The following is a 15789-nucleotide window of genomic DNA, read 5'->3' on the forward strand; positions in this document are numbered from 1 at the left end:
AGTTTTACTGACGGAGCAACCATGACCGCAAGGTCCTTCGGCTGCAACAGCATTATTCGCCCACCCATTACCGCTGACATCGCGCGGCACAGGGGAAGTCTCCCTTATTTCCCGGACCCTCCAGTTTCCTGCTGATCCACTCTGCCCCGCCGGTCGTATCGGCTCCCTTGCGCGTTATGCAGGCTCGCCGGCCGGCGACTAGACTCAGGCGTACATGCCTTCGATACTCACGTAAAAGAAAACCAATAATGAGGTTGCGATGTCGCTACCGCTGGTTGTTTTCCTGCCCTTTTTGGGCGCTCTCGCTGCTCCCCTGTTCGCCCTGGGCGGACGAACAGCAATAGCCATAGCCTCGTCGGTTCCTGCCCTGATTGCCCTGGCAGTCCTTTTCCCCTTCTGGGAGACCCTCGCCAATGGCGATGTGGTAGTGCAGAGCTACGAGTGGCTGCCGACTCTGGGCCTGTCTTTCAGCTTCAGGCTGGACGGGCTGTCCCTGCTGTTTGCCCTGCTGATCCTGCTCATCGGGCTGCTGGTCATCCTGTACTCCCGCTACTATCTCAAATCACACGAGAATGTCGGCAAGTTCTATGCCCTGCTACTCTGTTTCATGGGGTCGATGCTTGGCATTGTCATGGCCAGCAATCTGCTGCTGATGATGATTTTCTGGGAATTGACCAGCCTTACCTCCTTCCTTCTGATCAGTTTCTGGACCCATAAACAGGGGGCCCGCCGCGGTGCACGCATGGCACTGGCGGTTACCGGTGGGGGCGGACTGGCCCTGCTGGCCGGGATTCTCATCATTGGCAATATCGTCGGCAGCTTTGAGCTGGACGCCGTGTTGGCCGCTGGCGATCAGATAAAAGCCCACGCCATGTACCCGGTAGCGCTGACCCTGGTTCTGCTCGGAGCCTTTACCAAGTCTGCCCAGTTCCCCTTTCACTTCTGGCTGCCACACGCCATGGAAGCGCCCACACCTATATCGGCCTATCTGCATTCAGCCACCATGGTCAAGGCCGGCGTGTTTCTGCTGGCGCGCCTGTACCCAGCGCTGGCGGGCACCGAGATGTGGTTCTACATGGTGAGCTTTACCGGCATGGCCACCTTGCTTCTGGGCGCTTATGTGGCCATGTTAAAGCATGATCTGAAGGGGCTTCTGGCATATTCCACGGTCAGCAATCTGGGCCTCATTACCCTGCTGTTCGGCATGGGCACCAAGCTGGCAGCGATCGCAGCCCTGTTCCATGTGATCAACCACGCGACCTTCAAGGCCTCGCTGTTCATGGCTGCGGGCATCGTCGACCACGAAACCGGCACCCGCGACATGCGCAGAATCAATGGCCTTTGGCGTTATATGCCCCACACCGCAACTCTGGCCATGGTCGCGGCCTCCTCCATGGCGGGTGTCCCTCTGCTCAACGGCTTCCTCAGCAAGGAAATGTTCTTCGCCGAGTCCCTGGCGCTGAATCTTCCTGGGTTGTGGGGATGGCTGCCGCCAATTGTGGCCATACTGGCCGGTATTTTTGCCGTGGCCTACTCAGCCCGCTTTGTTCACGACGTTTTCTTTAACGGCAAGCCCGTGGACCTGCCAATCTATCCACCCCACGAGCCCCCCAGATACATGAAGATCCCGGTCGAGATACTGGTGTTTGCCTGCATCATGGTGGGCGTCTTCCCGACGATCTCTGTTGGCCCGCTGATCTACGCCGCCGCGTCTGCAACCCTGGGCGAGGCCGTGCCCGACTATGAGCTTGCCGTCTTCCATGGCTTCAACCTGCCGCTGATGATGAGCCTTATTGCGTTCTTTGGCGGTTTGCTGATGTACAGCCAGCGCCAGCGCTTCTTCGATTTCCATGCCCGTTTCCGGGAGATTGACGAGAAAGCCGTGTTCGAGGCGGTTGTCGCCCGGTGTGTGAACCTGGCCAACCGGTTCACCGGCAAGATTGAAAGCGGCTCCCTGCAGCGTTATGCCATGTTGCTGGTAGTTGCCGTAATTGCCATGGCCTTCCTGCCTCTCACCAATCTGGGCCTGTATATCGGGGCATCCGGTCTGACCCCGGTGGACTGGCCCACAGCCATTGCCGCCGGCACACTGATCGTGTCTGCCATCATCACGGCGGTGATGCACCGGGAACGGTTCTTTGCCCTGGTCATGCTGAGTGTGGTGGGTCTCGTGGTATCGCTGGGCTTTGCCCGGTTTTCCGCTCCTGACCTGGCCATGACCCAACTGTCGGTGGAAGTCGTCACCATTGTGTTACTGATGCTGGCACTCTATTACATGCCGTCCTGGACCCCTCTGGAAACCACAACGCCCAGGCGTATTCGTGACATCGCCATTGCCCTCACGGCAGGCATCGGCATGACACTGGTGACGCTGGCCATGCTGACCCGGCCCTTCAGTTCAATCTCCTCGTTTTTCCTGGAGCACAGCAAACCGCACGGTGGCGGAACCAATGTGGTAAACGTCATTCTGGTGGACTTCCGGGGCTTCGATACCCTCGGCGAGATTAGCGTTCTGGCCATTGCTGCCCTCGGGATCTACGCCATGCTCAAGAACACCGCACTTACGCCACCCTCCGGAGACGGCCAGGGCCATCCATGGACCCGGGACGCCCACCCGATGATGCTGGCGCAGATCGCACGGCCCATGTTGCCTCTGGCCTTGATGGTGTCTGTGTACATATTCCTGCGGGGACACAACATGCCCGGCGGCGGTTTTATTGCCGGCCTGATCACCTCGGTGGCACTGATTCTCCAGTATATCGCCAGTGGCATGGTCTGGACCGAAGAGCGGATCTCCTTCCGCTACCATAACGTGATAGGTCTGGGCCTGCTGTTTGCCACCGTGTGTGGGGCGGGCAGTCTGGTCTTCGGGTATCCGTTTCTCACGTCCACGTTCGGCCATATAACCTGGCCCGTGGTGGGCGAGTTCGAGGTTGCCTCCGCCATGGTGTTTGATCTGGGCGTTTATCTGACGGTGATTGGCGCCACCCTGCTCGCACTGGTCAGTATCGGCCGGCTGTCGCCCCACTCCGCCATCAAGAGCAAAAAGGAGCCCGTGTAATGGAGCTGATGTTTGCACTGGTAATCGGCACCCTGACCGCAACGGGTGTGTATCTGCTGCTGCGCGCCAGAACCTTCCCGGTGGTAGTCGGCCTGACCCTGCTCTCCTATGGCGTCAACCTGTTCCTGTTTTCAACCGGCCGCCTGGTCACCGGCCAGCAGCCTATCATTGGCAGCGCTGAACACTATACCGACCCGCTGCCCCAGGCCCTCGTGCTGACCGCCATAGTGATCGGTTTCGCCATGACGGCTTTTGTTGTCGTGCTGTCTTTGCGCAGCCTGGCCGACCACGACGACGATCACGTTGACGGCCGCCGTGACGAGCCTCCGCTCCGAGAGATAGACGAGACGGAGGCGAACGGCCAATGAACGACTGGCTTCTTGCACCAATCCTGATCCCCCTGCTGGGTGCCATTGTTCAGGCCTTTATGGGCTATGCGCCGATCAGCCTGCGCCGAACGCTGGCCCTGGCGACCACGGTCCTGATCCTGGTTTCCGCGATTGTGCTGCTGATACTGGCAAATGACGGCAGCTACCGGATTTACGCGTTCGGGAACTGGCAACCGCCGTTCGGCATCGTTCTGGTACTGGACCGGCTTGCGGCCCTGATGCTGGTGGTTACTGCGGTTCTCGGCCTGCTCAGCCATATCTACGCGGTCGGCGGAGCCGATGAGGGCAACCGGCAGTTTCACGGGCTGTTCCTGTTCCAGTTGATGGGCCTGAACATTGCCTTTCTTACCGGCGACCTGTTCAACCTGTTCGTCGCGTTTGAAGTGCTTCTGATCGCGTCCTACGGTCTGCTGATGCATGGCGGTGGCACCGCCAGAACCGTCCCGGGCCTACATTATGTTGTGCTGAACCTGGTCGGTTCGGCCATCTTCCTGATCAGCGTGGGCATGATCTACAGCGTCACGGGCACGCTCAACATGGCGGATCTCGCGCTGGCGGTGCGGGGGCTGTCTGGGGCCGATCTGGAGATTGTGCGGGCCGGCGGCCTGATGCTGTTGGTGGTGTTCGGGCTGAAAGCCGCCATCCTGCCATTGTGTTTCTGGTTGCCAAAAGCCTACGCCAAGGCAACGGCGCCGGTTGCCGCACTGTTTGCCGTTATGACCAAGGTTGGCACCTACGCCATCCTCAGGGTGTACCTGCTGGTTTTCGGCGATAATGCTGGCCCCCTCGCCAACCTGGGCATGGACTGGCTGTTCCCGCTGGCCCTGATCACTCTGGCCATGGGCGTGATTGGCGCCCTCGGCGCCGGCAGCCTGAAAAACCTGGTGGCGTGGCAGGTCATCATTTCCGTAGGCACCCTGCTGGCACCGGTCGCTCTCGGGTCTGAAGCCGGGCTCTCGGCAGCCCTGTTCTACCTGTTGAGCACAACCTTTACCGTGGGTGGCCTGTTTCTGGTCTCAGATCTGGTGTCCAGCCAGCGCGGGAGCGCCGCTGACCGGATTATCACGGCCCCGAAAATGCGCAACCGCACCTTCCTGAGCGTACTGTTTCTGGTTGGCGCAGTGGCCGCCGCAGGGATTCCACCGCTGAGCGGCTTCTTCGGCAAGATTCTGATCCTGCAATCAGTACAGTCCGGCGCCGAAATGGGGTGGCTCTGGTCCGTCCTGCTGATTGGCAGTTTCCTGACCGTCATCGCGTACAGCCGGGCGGGCAGCATCGTGTTCTGGCGCACGGTGGATGGTCACCTCGAACGTCCTGCGCGGCTGAACGGGCGCGTGTCGGCGTCGGCTGGGGCCCTGATTGCACTGACCGTGACCCTTGTGGTGCTGGCCGGACCGATCACCCGCTACACTGATGCCACGGCGGCGCAGCTTCACAACACGGCGGCGTATACCGCCATACTGCAGATTCCCATGGTCGCGGAGGGTAACTGATGCTTGATCGACTGACTTTTCCGCAACCCTGGCTCAGCGTGCTCCTGTTCACTACCTGGCAGTTCCTGAGCAACGGGGTGTCCGGTGCCAGTGTTGTCATGGGCCTGGTTCTGGCGTGGCTGATTCCCCAGATCACCTCGGGGTTCTGGCCCGAGCGGCCGGTGTTCGTCAAAGCCTGGCGGGTGCCGGCTTATCTGCTCCGGCTGGTCCAGGATATTATCGTGGCAAGCTTCTCTGTCGCCCGGCTGATTCTCAGCCCACGACCGCCACGGCCAGTGTTCGTCGCCTACCCCCTGAGCCTGGAGCACCCGCTGGCAATCACCATTCTGGCCAGCACAATTTCGTTAACACCCGGAACGGTCAGTGCCGATGTCAGTGATGACCAGAAGACCCTGCTGGTCCATACGTTGGATGCCGACAGTGCCCAGGAGGTTATCGATGCCATCCACAACCGTTACGAGAAACCACTGATGGAGATGTTCCAATGATGACCGCCGCGCTCTACATCACCATAGGCATGGTAACGCTGGCTGCCGTATTGAACGTCTGTCGTCTGATCAAGGGGCCAGACGCACCGGACCGGGTCCTGGCACTGGACACGCTTTACGTCAATGCCATCGCGCTGATCATCCTGCTCGGGCTCGTTCTGGGCACCCGGTTATACCTCGAAGCGGCGCTGTTGATCGCTGTAATGGGCTTTGTGGGAACAGTTGCCATGGGCAAGTACCTGAAGCGGGGAAGTGTCATTGAATAGCCTGGCCACGGCAACAAGATTCCTGGGAGGACACGACAAATGAGCCTAATCTCTGAATACCTGGTTTCCGCCCTGCTCCTGCTGGGTGGGGCCTTCACCCTCATTGGCGCGCTGGGGCTGCTCCGCCTGCCAGACTTTTACACCCGCCTGCATGCCCCCACCAAAGCCACGACGCTGGGCGTAGGGGCCATCATGCTGAGCTCGGTGATCTATTTCTCCAATCATGACCAGCAACTGGGTTTTTCGGAAACACTGATTACGGTATTTCTGTTCCTGACAGCCCCCGTCAGCGCCAATATTCTTGCCAAGGCCGCCATGCATATCGGCGTAAAGCCAGTTCGCGGAACCCGGGGCAGGCCCTGGGAACAATGACTGAGCCGGTCGGCGCGGCCGGTTCCCTGGCGCGCCGAAATTTGTCATTGGACTTACGTAATTTTGCCGTATAGTAGGCCGCCAAACCCCCTTTCAGGAGACAGCATATGCTGCATGTGAACGAATATTTTGATGGCAAGGCCAAGTCCATTGCCTTCCAGACCTCGACCCTGCCGGCCACCGTCGGCGTGATCAGCCCGGGCGAATACGAGTTTGGCACCAGCAAGAAGGAGACCATGACTGTCATCAGCGGCGCCCTCTCCGTGCTGCTGCCCGGCATGGAAGAATGGATGACCTATGGTGCCGGTGAGAGCTTTGATGTTGCCGGACAGGCCAGCTTCAAGGCAAAAACTGATATCGATACTGCCTACCTCTGCACCTACGAGTAACACTCATTCGAACAGCAGGCGTGTCCACAGAGCGAAACCGGCCTTTCCTAAGCCTCGGTTCGCTCTGCATTTTTTTCAATTTCCCGGTTCCTGTTTCCCACAATCTGTGTCAGATTTAGTGCTGTTTCTCACGATAAGACCAACAACCGGGAAAGAGGACACACGTCATGGCACAGCCCCGCATTCTGGCTCCGGCTGACAACGCTCATCAGTACCCCCTGCTGATCAAACAACTCCTGCTCTCCGGGCCGCGATACAATCCGGACCAGGAGATCGTCTACGCCAATCGCAGCAAGTACACCTACACCGACCTGGTAGAGCGTATCCACCGCCTGGCCAATGCCCTGACCGACGCCGGCGTGAAACCCGGCGACACGGTGGCAGTCATGGACTGGGATACACCCCGCTACCTGGAGTGCTTCTTCGCCATACCCATGATTGGCGCTGTACTGCACACCATCAACGTGCGCCTGTCGCCGGATCAGGTGGTGTACACCATGAACCATGCGGAAGACGACGTGGTGCTGGTGCATGACGACTTCCTGCCGATCCTCGAATCCGTCAAGGACGAGATCAAAACCGTTAAAACCTACATTCAGTTGACCGATGAGAAAGCCGCAAAATCCACAACCCTGAAGGTAGCCGGCGATTACGAAGCACTGCTTGCGAAGGCCGGCACCGAGTTTGATTTCCCGGATTTTGATGAGAACAGCGTTGCCACCACCTTCTACACCACCGGCACCACTGGCAACCCGAAGGGCGTGTTCTTCAGCCACCGGCAACTGGTGCTGCACACCCTGGCCATGACCGGCTCGCTCTCGGCGTACGACGAGATGCCCCTGCTGCGTTCCACGTCGGTTTATATGCCGGTAACCCCCATGTTCCACGTACACGCCTGGGGCGTGCCCTACGCCGCGACCATGCTGGGCATCAAACAGATCTATCCCGGCCGCTACGAGCCGGAACTGCTGGTTGATCTGCTCAAGGAGCACAAGGTCACCTTCTCCCACTGCGTACCCACCATCATGCAGATGATGATGGGCACCGAATCCATCAAGACGGCCGATCTGAGCAACTGGCACGTGCTGATCGGCGGCAGCGCCTTGACCAAAGGCCTGTGCGACGCCGGCGCCAGACTCGGCATCCGCATGTACACCGGCTACGGAATGTCAGAGACCTGCCCACTGCTGAGTGTTACCCACCTCAAGCCCGAGGATCTGGAGCTGCCGCTGGAGCAGCAGACCAACAAACGGGTCAAAACCGGCATTGCCGTGCCCATGGTGGAGCTTGAAATTGTCGCCCCGGATGGCCAGCCGGTGCCACATGACGGCGAGGCCAAGGGGGAAGTCGTGGCAAGGGCGCCCTGGCTCACCCAGAGCTATTTCAAGCAGCCGGACAAGGGGGAGGAACTCTGGCAAGGTGGCTGGCTGCACACCGGCGATGTCGCCTCCATGGAGCCGGATAACACCCTAACCATCAAGGACCGCATCAAGGATGTGATCAAGACCGGCGGTGAATGGTTGTCTTCCCTCGACCTGGAAAACCTGATCAGCCAGCACCCGGCCGTCGCCGGTGCAGCCGTCGTCGGCGTGCCCGATGAGAAATGGGGTGAACGCCCCCACGCGCTGGTCACCCTCAAGCCCGGTGAGCAGGCCGATGTAGAGGATATTCAGCGCCATCTGGAGCAGTTCGTGGCCAGCGGCGAGATCAACAAGTGGGCGATCCCCGAACATATTGATTTCGTGGAGGATATTCCGAAGACCAGCGTTGGCAAGATCAACAAGAAGCTGATTCGGGATCAATTGAAGTAGAACCCGGGGTCAGATGGACGCCTCTGAGGCCGAGGGCCAAACCCGGGGTCAGATGAACGCTTTCATCTGACCCCTTTTTCAGTCTTACAGGCCAGAAAAGGCAAAATCCACCTCCGGCCTTCGCCCCCCGATGATATCCGCCAGTGCCGCCGCCGAGCCGCAGGAATGCGTCCAGCCCAGCGTACCGTGCCCGGTATTCAGGTACAGGTTGGCAAAGTGGCTTTTGCCGATGTACGGCACGTTGGAGGGTGTCGTCGGGCGCAGGCCGGTCCAGAACTCGGCCTGGTCCCAGTGGCCCGCGTCCGGCATCACTTCGGCAGTGCGCCGGACTATGCTGCGACAGCGGGTGTAATTCAGGTTCCGGCTGTAGCCGCTCAGCTCGGCCGTGCCGGCCACCCGGATCCGGTCACCCAGGCGTGAATACACCAGTTTGTATTCGTCGTCGGTGAGGCTGACGTTGAACGCCGCTTCCTCATTTTTCACCGGCACGGTTATGGAATACCCCTTGGCCGGATAGATGTTCAGGAAGATGCCAAGCTGCCGGGCCAGCGCAGCGCTGTAACTGCCAAGGCTCAGAACATAGGCGTCTGCCCGCAGTGTCTCATGGCGGCCATCAGTCAGGGTCTGGATTCCCAGAACCCGCTCACCGGCCCGCTCAAAATTCAGAATCTGGCTGCCATAGCGGAAGGCAACACCGGCCTCAACACAGCGCTGAGCCAGATTCTGGGTAAACATCCGGGCATCGCCGGATTCGTCTTCCGAGGTGTAGGTGGCGCCCGCGATCCGGTTCCGGATGGGCTTCAGGGCCGGCTCCAGCTCGATGGCCCGGTCGGCATCGATAATTTGCCGATCGCAGCCCAGGCTCTGCATAATCCGGGTCGGTTCCCGCGCGGCATCAAATTCTGCAGGATTGGTGTAGAAGTGCAGGATGCCCTTCTCGAGGTGATCGTATTCAATACCGGCGTCCTTGCGAAGCGCCTGTAACTGGCCACGACTGTAAGTGCCCAGATTCACCATCTGGCGAATATTATGCGCCGCTTTGGCGGAGGTGCACTCGCCCAGGAAAGACAGCGCCCAGCGCCACTGGGCAGGATCCAGTGTTGGCCGGAACAGCAGCGGGGCATCGGCCCGGGTCAGCCACTTCAGCACCTTCAGTGGTGCCGACGGATTGGCCCAGGGCTCGGCATGGGACACGGAAATCTGGCCACCGTTGGCGTAGCTGGTTTCGAGACCGGCCTGATTCTGTCGGTCAACCACCGTCACCTGGTGCCCCTGCTTCTGCAGAAACCAGGCCGTTGTTGTGCCAACAACACCCGCACCCAAAACCAGTATGTGCATTCTTGCCTCCGGTCAGTATCAACTGTGAGATTCGCTACTCGAAGGCTCTATTGTAGCGGGCTGGCAGGGCAATTGCGCCCCGACCATCAGCCACCGGCGCGTTTGACTTTCCAGCCTTTCTGTTCAAGCAGGGGCACCAGAAGATCGCGCTGGTCGCCCTGGATTTCCACCACGCCGTCCTTTACCGTGCCGCCGGTACCGCATTTGGCTTTCAGGGTCTTGGCGTAGGCCTTGAGGGCCTTTTCATCCAGCGGAATGCCGGTAACCAGGGTGACACCCTTACCCTTTCGCCCCTTGGTTTCCCGGCTGACCCGCACAATACCGTCGCCCGCAGGCCCCGGGGAATCACCGCAGGTGCACTCCGCCACCGGATTGCGGCAGCCGGGGCACATCCGCCCCGTCTCGGTGGAGAACACCAGTCCTCCCTCGGATCGCTTTTTCATTCTGTTTCTGTGCCTTTACCTGTGTTTCACAATGGATCAGTCAAGTCCCGGCGGATACTTGCTGAACATCTCCGAGACAACTTCATCGATCAGCTCCCGTCGGGTTTCCGGCGACTGGTCCTCATTCAGATAACGACGGCTGGCAGCTCGCCAGACGACCTGTTTGGTCTCGGCATCCGCCAACTCAACCACCAGCTTGCCTTCTTCAACTTCACGCACGGGTGGCGGTGCGGAAAGTGCCCAACCGAAATTCCCGCTGCCAAAGCCAAACCCAAGGCCTACCCCGGTCTGCTCAAGCCGGTCCTCCTCGACAATCTGCCAGCTCACCAGCAAATCGGCTTCGGCCAGAGGAACCTCCCGCAGCGCCTCCTGGCTCAGTTCTCTGGCAATCGCATCCTTGATCCGGCTGCCATCCAGCGACACGAAGGGCGAGGAATCCGCACCGGCCGATGGCGCAAACGCCCAGGATGAATAGTTTCCAAAAACCACAGACGAGTTGTAATCCGTCACCACATTGCTGGCGCAACCGGCCATGGCCAGCGCGACGATCGACAACATTACGAAACGCATCATGTTTTCCTTCCTCCACAGAGGGTGAATATCAACAATCCATGCACTGCTAACGGGTGGCCGCGCGGTTTGGATCCATCATGTTGCAAAACGGTAATCCAGCTTCTGGGCGTCACAGAAGGCACCAAACTCCCCGGCCAGGCTTTCAGGCACCGAGAGCCTGGCCTGGACCACACTGCCATAATCAATCGAGTCCAACACCGCGCCATGGACGTCACACCAGTGTCTCAGAGGTTGCTCGTCGGCGAAAGACAGGGTAACCCTTGCGTCTACCATCGGCTGTTGGACAACCCGGCCCACTGCCGAGAGCACACTCTCCGCTGCACCGGCATAGGCCCGTACCAGACCGCCGGCACCCAGTTTGATGCCCCCGAAATAGCGGATCACCATAACGAGGACGTCGCCCATATCCTTGTGCTGGATGACATTGAGGATTGGCTTGCCCGCCGTTCCGGACGGTTCACCATCATCGTTCATCGCCGCCTCGGCCGCCGAACCCGGTCGGCCGATCTGGTAGGCCCAGCAGATATGCCGGGCGTCCGGATGGTCCCTGTGAGCCTGCTCCAGCCACTCTTTCACTTCATCCCTGGAGCCTACCGGCGCCACTCTGGCGATGAACCGGCTTTTCTTCACTTCCGTTTCCCGCTCGAGGTATCCTGCCGGTACGGGGTAATCTTTTTTCATGGACAACGACCTATGGCCTCTGAAGACGAAAACACCAGCCCGGGCACCGCGAAACCGGCCAGAATCCGGAAAGCAGCCTGCGGTATCCGGTTTGACGAGGATGAGCTGCAGGAAGGCATCGACTTCTCCAATGCGGCCAAACTGAAGCCGGCGAGCGACGACACCGAAAACGCCGAAAAGCCGATGCCGTCAGCCCGCGATAAACACCGGAAGGCGCACCGTAACGCCTAGACCGCCGGACTCACCAATGGCTGCCGTGATCTCGCCATCGTGAGCGGAAACGATGTCTCTGGCAATAGCCAGCCCAAGCCCCCAGCCCGCTCCTCCCCGGGATTTGTCGGCGCGGAAGAACGGCTCGAACAGATGGGGCAGAAGCTCTTCAGGAACGCCGGGGCCCTGGTCCTCAACAACAAGGCTGAGCCACCCCTCCGAGACCGACACCGCAAGCTTGATGGCCCGGCCCGGGGGCGTATGGTCCAACGCATTCTGCAGAACATTGTCAATCGCCCGCTGTAACAGCCCCTCATCGCCCAGCACCGAGGTACCGGTACTGTCCGGCGAGGCAACAAGCCGGCAATCGACCCCCTGATGTTCCGCGTAATCCGCCGCTCCCTGAAGCACCCGGTTGATCACCCTGACTGGCTTGAGGGGCTCGCGCGCAATGTCACCACCGGCCTCGGTCACCCGATACAGAGTCAGAATCTGACCGGTCATGGCTTCAATCCGCTCATTCTGGCGCAGAATGCTGGCCATCAGGTCCTCATCCGCGCCGGCCTCGCTTGCCAGCTCAATGGCTACTCGCTGGCGCGCCAGGGGCGTGCGCAGATCATGGGAGATATCCCGGAGTAGATGCTTCTGGCGCTCCAGCAGGTTGCACAGTCTTTCGGTCATGGCATTGAAAGCCGTTGCCAGTTGGCCTACTTCATCGCGCCGTTTGGCAATCCTTCCGCTGACCCTCAAGGTGTTCTCGCCCCCCGCAATCGCCCGGGCGGTTGTTTCCATATGTCGAAGTGGCCGCGAGACCAGCCGGGCAATCCACCAGCAGGCAAGGGAAATCATGATCAAGGCCAGCCCGAGCTCTATGGCGCGGAAGAACTTCGGATCCAGCCAGCCAGAACCATGAATCCGGGGCCAGGCTACCAGACGGTACCCGTCACCAACGTCGAGGATCGCAGGCTTTTGCGGATACCAGCCGGAATTCATCCGATCCCGGATAAACGAAGGCAGCTTGCCGTCCTTCTCATCCTGCTCGATGAGAACCAGGTACAGCTCTAGGCGTTCACCCTCATCGCGCAGAAAGCGCCAGGCGCCGCTCCGGTCGCCGGCTTCACGGATGTCTATCGCCTCTTCGGCCAGTTCCCTGAGACCCACCTGTCGCTCTATGGCCTCACGCTCCCGATCCAGCAACATTCGGGTAGCCAGGTTGCTGACCACGACGGTCACAGCCATGGCGAGCCAGATTGAGAGGAATATCCGCCAGAACAAGGGGAACATGGTACGTTGCTTCATCCGGGTACCCGATAGCTGTAGCCAAGCCCGCGAACCGTCTCGATCCGGGGCGGATTGTCATTGCCCAGTTTTTTGCGAAGGTTGCTGATGTGCATATCAAGAGTGCGGTCGTACGCCTCGAGCCTGCGCCCCAGGGCCCATTGCATGAGGTCGGTTTTTCGCACCACACTGCCGGCGTGAGCGAGCAGAACCTGCAGAACCTCATACTCGGTGGCGGTCAGATCCAGCGCCTCATCGTTCTGGTAAATACGGCGGTGGCCGGGTTCCACCCGCAGGTCTCCGTGGGTGCGACTGGCATTGGCCTCGGTTTTCTGATCCCAGGCAACCCGCCGTAACAGAGCCTGCAAACGAGCCACCAGCTCCCGGGGGTTACAGGGCTTGGGAATATAGTCGTCGGCACCGACTTCAAAGCCTACGATGCGATCGGTCTCATCCCCCCTGGCCGTGAGCAGTGCCACGGGCAGGTGAGTCTCGGCCCGAAGCTGCCGCAATACCTCGAGGCCATTGATATCCGGCAACATGATATCCAGCACCACGATATCGCAGTGCTGGCCCAACGCCAGGGCCAGGCCGTCTCGGCCAGTGGCCGCCTCGCGGACGGTAAAGCCCTGATTGGAGAGGTATCGGGCCAGCAGCTCCCGCAACTCAACATCATCTTCAACCAGTAACACCCTGTTCTGCATGTCTGCTCTCCAACCGTTGCTGGGTGAAGTCTAACACGCCTCTGGGAACTGGCTGATTCGACGGGAATTCGTTTGCAGAACCTTTACAAACGCGGGGTTCTGATGAATCAGGGGTGATCAGAAGCCGACTTCTGACGTATGGTATCGGGTAGATCAAGGAGCCTTACCTGACCATGTCACCACCCGGATTGTCTGCACTTACCCTGGAAACCTGCACCAGTATCACCGCTATTCCTCCACAGGACTGGCAACGACTGGCTGGCGAGACCAACCCGTTTCTTCGTTACGAGTTTTTCCGGGCTCTGGAAGAGTCCGGCTGCACCTCGGCGGATACCGGCTGGACTCCGTGCCACCTGGTGTTCCGGACGGGCGGCAGAATCGCTGGCCTCGCGCCGGGTTTCCTGAAAAGCCATTCCATGGGCGAATATGTGTTTGACTGGGCCTGGGCCGATGCCTACCAGCGCCATGGCCTGGACTACTACCCGAAATTGCTGATCGCCATCCCCTTTACCCCCTCCACGGGGCCAAGATTGTTGCTGGAGCCGGCCCTGCGCGAACAACTGACACCAGCGCTGCTCCATGACCTGCTGGACACCCTGACCGAGCGGCTTGGCGCCCACTCCTGGCACCTGTTGTTCCCGGACGCGCAAGACCAGATGCTGCTACGTCATGACCAGGAACTGCACCGCCTGGGCTGCCAGTTCCACTGGCACAACCACGGCTACCGGAGTTTTGAGGATTTTCTGGCCGAGCTCAATTCACGCAAGCGCAAGTCGATCCGGAAGGAACGCCGCCAGGTGGCTGAACAGGGCATTGCGTTTGCCCGATACCACGGCCGGGATATTCCGGACGAGGTGCTCACCGCGTTCCATGTGTTTTACCAGGCCACCTATCTTAAACGGGGGCAGCGCCCGTACCTGACCAAACGTTTTTTCGAATTGCTGCGGCAACATCTTCCCGAGCACCTTCACCTCGTTATGGCGGTCCGCGAAGGCGAGCTGATTGCCGGCGCCCTGTTCCTGGCCGGCCAGGACACCCTGTACGGGCGCTACTGGGGTTGCCTCGATGAATACAACCACCTGCACTTCGAGACCTGCTATTACCAGGGCATCGAGCTGGCCATGGACCTTGGCCTTCAGCACTTTGACGCCGGCGCCCAGGGCGAGCACAAGCTGGTGCGGGGCTTTGAGCCGATCATTACGCATTCCTGGCATGGTATCCTGCACCCCGGGTTCCGCGATGCCATCGACAACTTTACCCGGGAAGAGGCCGACCACGTGCTCGGTTATTTCGAAGACGCCAAATCAGTTTTGCCCTTCCGGCAGCAGCCGCCGGATTAGCTTCTATACTGAAAGACCCAGACAGGAACTCGACGGGATCAAACACCATGGATACGGATGCGCTCTGGCACTTGTTCTCATCAGTGAATTTGCCGCTGCTTTTGGCCGCGGGGGCCCTGCTGCTGTCGCTGATTTGCCTCGGGCTTATTTCCGGCGCACGAAACCGCAGTCAGGACCAGTCGGCGAGCCTGCGCGAGAAGTGCGACACCCTCTGGCGAGAGCTGGATGACATACGGGTAGCTCAGTTCAACCGCCCGGGCGATGCCGGAAATGCCGGCGCCGCTTCGCCCTGCGAGGAAGGCCGGTACCGCACCGAGATGGAGGCGTACAGTCAGATCTGGCCCCAGGTGTGGCAGCTTTACGAGCGCCTGGGCCTGTTCCTGCGGGCCGTAGAGGCCGGGGAGGCCGCCGGTGAGTTGAGGTTGGAATCCCGGAACGCCGCGCTCGAAGCCCGGGGGTTGCTGAACAGAAACCGCCCGTTCTGCAGTGAATCCGTGGATGAGCTGGTAACCCGGTTGATCGACGCCGAAATCAAGGCCCACCTGGCCGCCTGCCAGTACCTGGACCTTCTCAAGGACGCCAGCAGTGCCTCTTCCAGCCACGACCGACGGGTTCTGCAGGATAAATGCCACAGCCTGCATGAGGGCGAAGCCCGGGAGCTGATGAATCAACTGGCGTCATCCATCCGACAACGGGCTATCCGGGGCAACTGACCCTGCGACGCTCAGCTTTCGGCAATACGGAAGCCGACCTTCATCGCGACCTGATAATGGCCCACCTTGCCGTTCACGATATGGCCACGGGTTTCCGTAACCTCAAACCATTCCATGTTACGAACGCTTTTCCCGCACTCCTGCAGTGCGTTTTCGATAGCATCTTCAATGCTTTTGTCGGACGAGCCGACGATCTCAACTTTTTTGTACACGTGATGGTCAGACATAAAAGCCTCCTGA

18 protein-coding genes are annotated in these 15789 nt (G+C 59.9%); 11 read left to right on the forward strand and 7 right to left on the reverse strand.

Annotated features, from left to right (window positions below; genetic code table 11):
- The first annotated feature begins 259 nt into the window (after positions 1-259).
- From msub_RS09805 to msub_RS09840, 8 genes are all read left to right on the forward strand, one after another.
- Positions 260-3061, forward strand: coding sequence for a monovalent cation/H+ antiporter subunit A (locus msub_RS09805; protein ID WP_048495846.1), 2802 nt, complete (start codon positions 260-262; stop codon positions 3059-3061).
- Complete coding sequence (locus tag msub_RS09810; RefSeq protein ID WP_048495847.1) at positions 3061-3429, forward strand: Na+/H+ antiporter subunit C; 369 nt, start codon at positions 3061-3063, stop codon at positions 3427-3429. Before msub_RS09805 ends, msub_RS09810 begins: the two co-directional genes overlap by 1 nt.
- Positions 3426-4943: a monovalent cation/H+ antiporter subunit D gene (locus msub_RS09815; RefSeq protein ID WP_048495848.1), complete on the forward strand. Its 1518-nt coding sequence runs from the start codon at positions 3426-3428 to the stop codon at positions 4941-4943. Before msub_RS09810 ends, msub_RS09815 begins: the two co-directional genes overlap by 4 nt.
- Entirely contained in the window at positions 4943-5431 is a 489-nt protein-coding gene (locus msub_RS09820) for a Na+/H+ antiporter subunit E (protein ID WP_048495849.1), read from the forward strand. Before msub_RS09815 ends, msub_RS09820 begins: the two co-directional genes overlap by 1 nt.
- Positions 5428-5697 carry a K+/H+ antiporter subunit F gene (locus msub_RS09825; RefSeq protein WP_048495850.1) on the forward strand — a complete coding sequence of 90 codons (270 nt, stop codon included), beginning with the start codon at positions 5428-5430 and terminating at the stop codon, positions 5695-5697. The genes msub_RS09820 and msub_RS09825 overlap by 4 nt, the downstream gene beginning before the upstream one ends.
- Positions 5698-5736: 39 nt before the next feature.
- Positions 5737-6069 (forward strand): Na+/H+ antiporter subunit G, encoded by a 333-nt coding sequence (locus msub_RS09830; protein ID WP_048495851.1) that lies wholly within the window; start codon positions 5737-5739, stop codon positions 6067-6069.
- Between the two features lie 107 nt (positions 6070-6176).
- Positions 6177-6458 carry a pyrimidine/purine nucleoside phosphorylase gene (gene ppnP, locus msub_RS09835; protein WP_048495852.1) on the forward strand — a complete coding sequence of 94 codons (282 nt, stop codon included), beginning with the start codon at positions 6177-6179 and terminating at the stop codon, positions 6456-6458.
- 167 nt (positions 6459-6625) lie between these two features.
- Complete coding sequence (locus msub_RS09840; protein WP_048495853.1) at positions 6626-8269, forward strand: fatty acid--CoA ligase; 1644 nt, start codon at positions 6626-6628, stop codon at positions 8267-8269.
- A gap of 84 nt (positions 8270-8353) precedes the next feature.
- On the opposite strand, the gene msub_RS09845 is transcribed toward msub_RS09840, so the two are convergent.
- From msub_RS09845 to msub_RS09860, 4 genes are all read right to left on the reverse strand, one after another.
- Positions 8354-9607 (reverse strand): D-amino acid dehydrogenase, encoded by a 1254-nt coding sequence (locus msub_RS09845; protein ID WP_048495854.1) that lies wholly within the window; start codon positions 9605-9607, stop codon positions 8354-8356.
- Between the two features lie 86 nt (positions 9608-9693).
- Positions 9694-10050 carry a translation initiation factor Sui1 gene (locus msub_RS09850; RefSeq protein ID WP_048495855.1) on the reverse strand — a complete coding sequence of 119 codons (357 nt, stop codon included), beginning with the start codon at positions 10048-10050 and terminating at the stop codon, positions 9694-9696.
- A 36-nt stretch (positions 10051-10086) separates the two neighbouring features.
- Positions 10087-10620 carry a DUF4136 domain-containing protein gene (locus msub_RS09855; RefSeq protein WP_048495856.1) on the reverse strand — a complete coding sequence of 178 codons (534 nt, stop codon included), beginning with the start codon at positions 10618-10620 and terminating at the stop codon, positions 10087-10089.
- Positions 10621-10698: 78 nt separating this feature from the next.
- Entirely contained in the window at positions 10699-11304 is a 606-nt protein-coding gene (locus msub_RS09860; protein ID WP_048495857.1) for an IMPACT family protein, read from the reverse strand.
- A 12-nt stretch (positions 11305-11316) separates the two neighbouring features.
- Here msub_RS09860 and msub_RS09865 point away from each other — a divergent pair, with 12 nt between their 5' ends.
- Positions 11317-11535: a hypothetical protein gene (locus msub_RS09865; protein ID WP_048495858.1), complete on the forward strand. Its 219-nt coding sequence runs from the start codon at positions 11317-11319 to the stop codon at positions 11533-11535.
- Here msub_RS09865 and msub_RS09870 read toward each other — a convergent pair.
- Together msub_RS09870 and msub_RS09875 are read right to left on the reverse strand one after the other, a co-directional pair.
- A complete protein-coding gene (locus msub_RS09870; RefSeq protein WP_048495859.1) occupies positions 11494-12813 on the reverse strand; it encodes a sensor histidine kinase in 1320 nt (439 codons plus the stop codon). The genes msub_RS09865 and msub_RS09870 overlap by 42 nt on opposite strands.
- Positions 12810-13496 carry a response regulator transcription factor gene (locus tag msub_RS09875; protein ID WP_048495860.1) on the reverse strand — a complete coding sequence of 229 codons (687 nt, stop codon included), beginning with the start codon at positions 13494-13496 and terminating at the stop codon, positions 12810-12812. Before msub_RS09875 ends, msub_RS09870 begins: the two co-directional genes overlap by 4 nt.
- Before the next feature lie 173 nt (positions 13497-13669).
- Between msub_RS09875 and msub_RS09880 the strand changes: the two genes are divergently transcribed.
- Together msub_RS09880 and msub_RS09885 are read left to right on the forward strand one after the other, a co-directional pair.
- Positions 13670-14836: a GNAT family N-acetyltransferase gene (locus tag msub_RS09880; protein ID WP_048495861.1), complete on the forward strand. Its 1167-nt coding sequence runs from the start codon at positions 13670-13672 to the stop codon at positions 14834-14836.
- A gap of 47 nt (positions 14837-14883) precedes the next feature.
- Entirely contained in the window at positions 14884-15549 is a 666-nt protein-coding gene (locus msub_RS09885; RefSeq protein ID WP_048495862.1) for a hypothetical protein, read from the forward strand.
- An 11-nt stretch (positions 15550-15560) separates the two neighbouring features.
- Here the strand turns inward: msub_RS09885 and msub_RS09890 are convergent, their stop codons facing one another.
- A complete protein-coding gene (locus tag msub_RS09890) occupies positions 15561-15776 on the reverse strand; it encodes a dodecin (RefSeq protein ID WP_048495863.1) in 216 nt (71 codons plus the stop codon).
- Positions 15777-15789: the final 13 nt, after the last annotated feature.

The organism is Marinobacter subterrani (genome assembly GCF_001045555.1).
GTDB classification, from domain to species: Bacteria; Pseudomonadota; Gammaproteobacteria; order Pseudomonadales; family Oleiphilaceae; genus Marinobacter; species Marinobacter subterrani.

Coding starts and splice junctions, on each gene's coding strand:
- msub_RS09865 (WP_048495858.1), top strand. CDS start 11,317: ATGGCCTCTGAAGACGAAAACACCAGCCCGGGCACCGCGAAACCGGCC.
- msub_RS09860 (WP_048495857.1), bottom strand. CDS start 11,304: ATGAAAAAAGATTACCCCGTACCGGCAGGATACCTCGAGCGGGAAACG.
- msub_RS09805 (WP_048495846.1), top strand. CDS start 260: ATGTCGCTACCGCTGGTTGTTTTCCTGCCCTTTTTGGGCGCTCTCGCT.
- msub_RS09875 (WP_048495860.1), bottom strand. CDS start 13,496: ATGCAGAACAGGGTGTTACTGGTTGAAGATGATGTTGAGTTGCGGGAG.
- msub_RS09855 (WP_048495856.1), bottom strand. CDS start 10,620: ATGCGTTTCGTAATGTTGTCGATCGTCGCGCTGGCCATGGCCGGTTGC.
- msub_RS09850 (WP_048495855.1), bottom strand. CDS start 10,050: ATGAAAAAGCGATCCGAGGGAGGACTGGTGTTCTCCACCGAGACGGGG.
- msub_RS09825 (WP_048495850.1), top strand. CDS start 5,428: ATGATGACCGCCGCGCTCTACATCACCATAGGCATGGTAACGCTGGCT.
- msub_RS09890 (WP_048495863.1), bottom strand. CDS start 15,776: ATGTCTGACCATCACGTGTACAAAAAAGTTGAGATCGTCGGCTCGTCC.
- ppnP (WP_048495852.1), top strand. CDS start 6,177: ATGCTGCATGTGAACGAATATTTTGATGGCAAGGCCAAGTCCATTGCC.
- msub_RS09870 (WP_048495859.1), bottom strand. CDS start 12,813: ATGAAGCAACGTACCATGTTCCCCTTGTTCTGGCGGATATTCCTCTCA.
- msub_RS09845 (WP_048495854.1), bottom strand. CDS start 9,607: ATGCACATACTGGTTTTGGGTGCGGGTGTTGTTGGCACAACAACGGCC.
- msub_RS09820 (WP_048495849.1), top strand. CDS start 4,943: ATGCTTGATCGACTGACTTTTCCGCAACCCTGGCTCAGCGTGCTCCTG.
- msub_RS09880 (WP_048495861.1), top strand. CDS start 13,670: ATGTCACCACCCGGATTGTCTGCACTTACCCTGGAAACCTGCACCAGT.
- msub_RS09810 (WP_048495847.1), top strand. CDS start 3,061: ATGGAGCTGATGTTTGCACTGGTAATCGGCACCCTGACCGCAACGGGT.
- msub_RS09840 (WP_048495853.1), top strand. CDS start 6,626: ATGGCACAGCCCCGCATTCTGGCTCCGGCTGACAACGCTCATCAGTAC.
- msub_RS09830 (WP_048495851.1), top strand. CDS start 5,737: ATGAGCCTAATCTCTGAATACCTGGTTTCCGCCCTGCTCCTGCTGGGT.
- msub_RS09815 (WP_048495848.1), top strand. CDS start 3,426: ATGAACGACTGGCTTCTTGCACCAATCCTGATCCCCCTGCTGGGTGCC.
- msub_RS09885 (WP_048495862.1), top strand. CDS start 14,884: ATGGATACGGATGCGCTCTGGCACTTGTTCTCATCAGTGAATTTGCCG.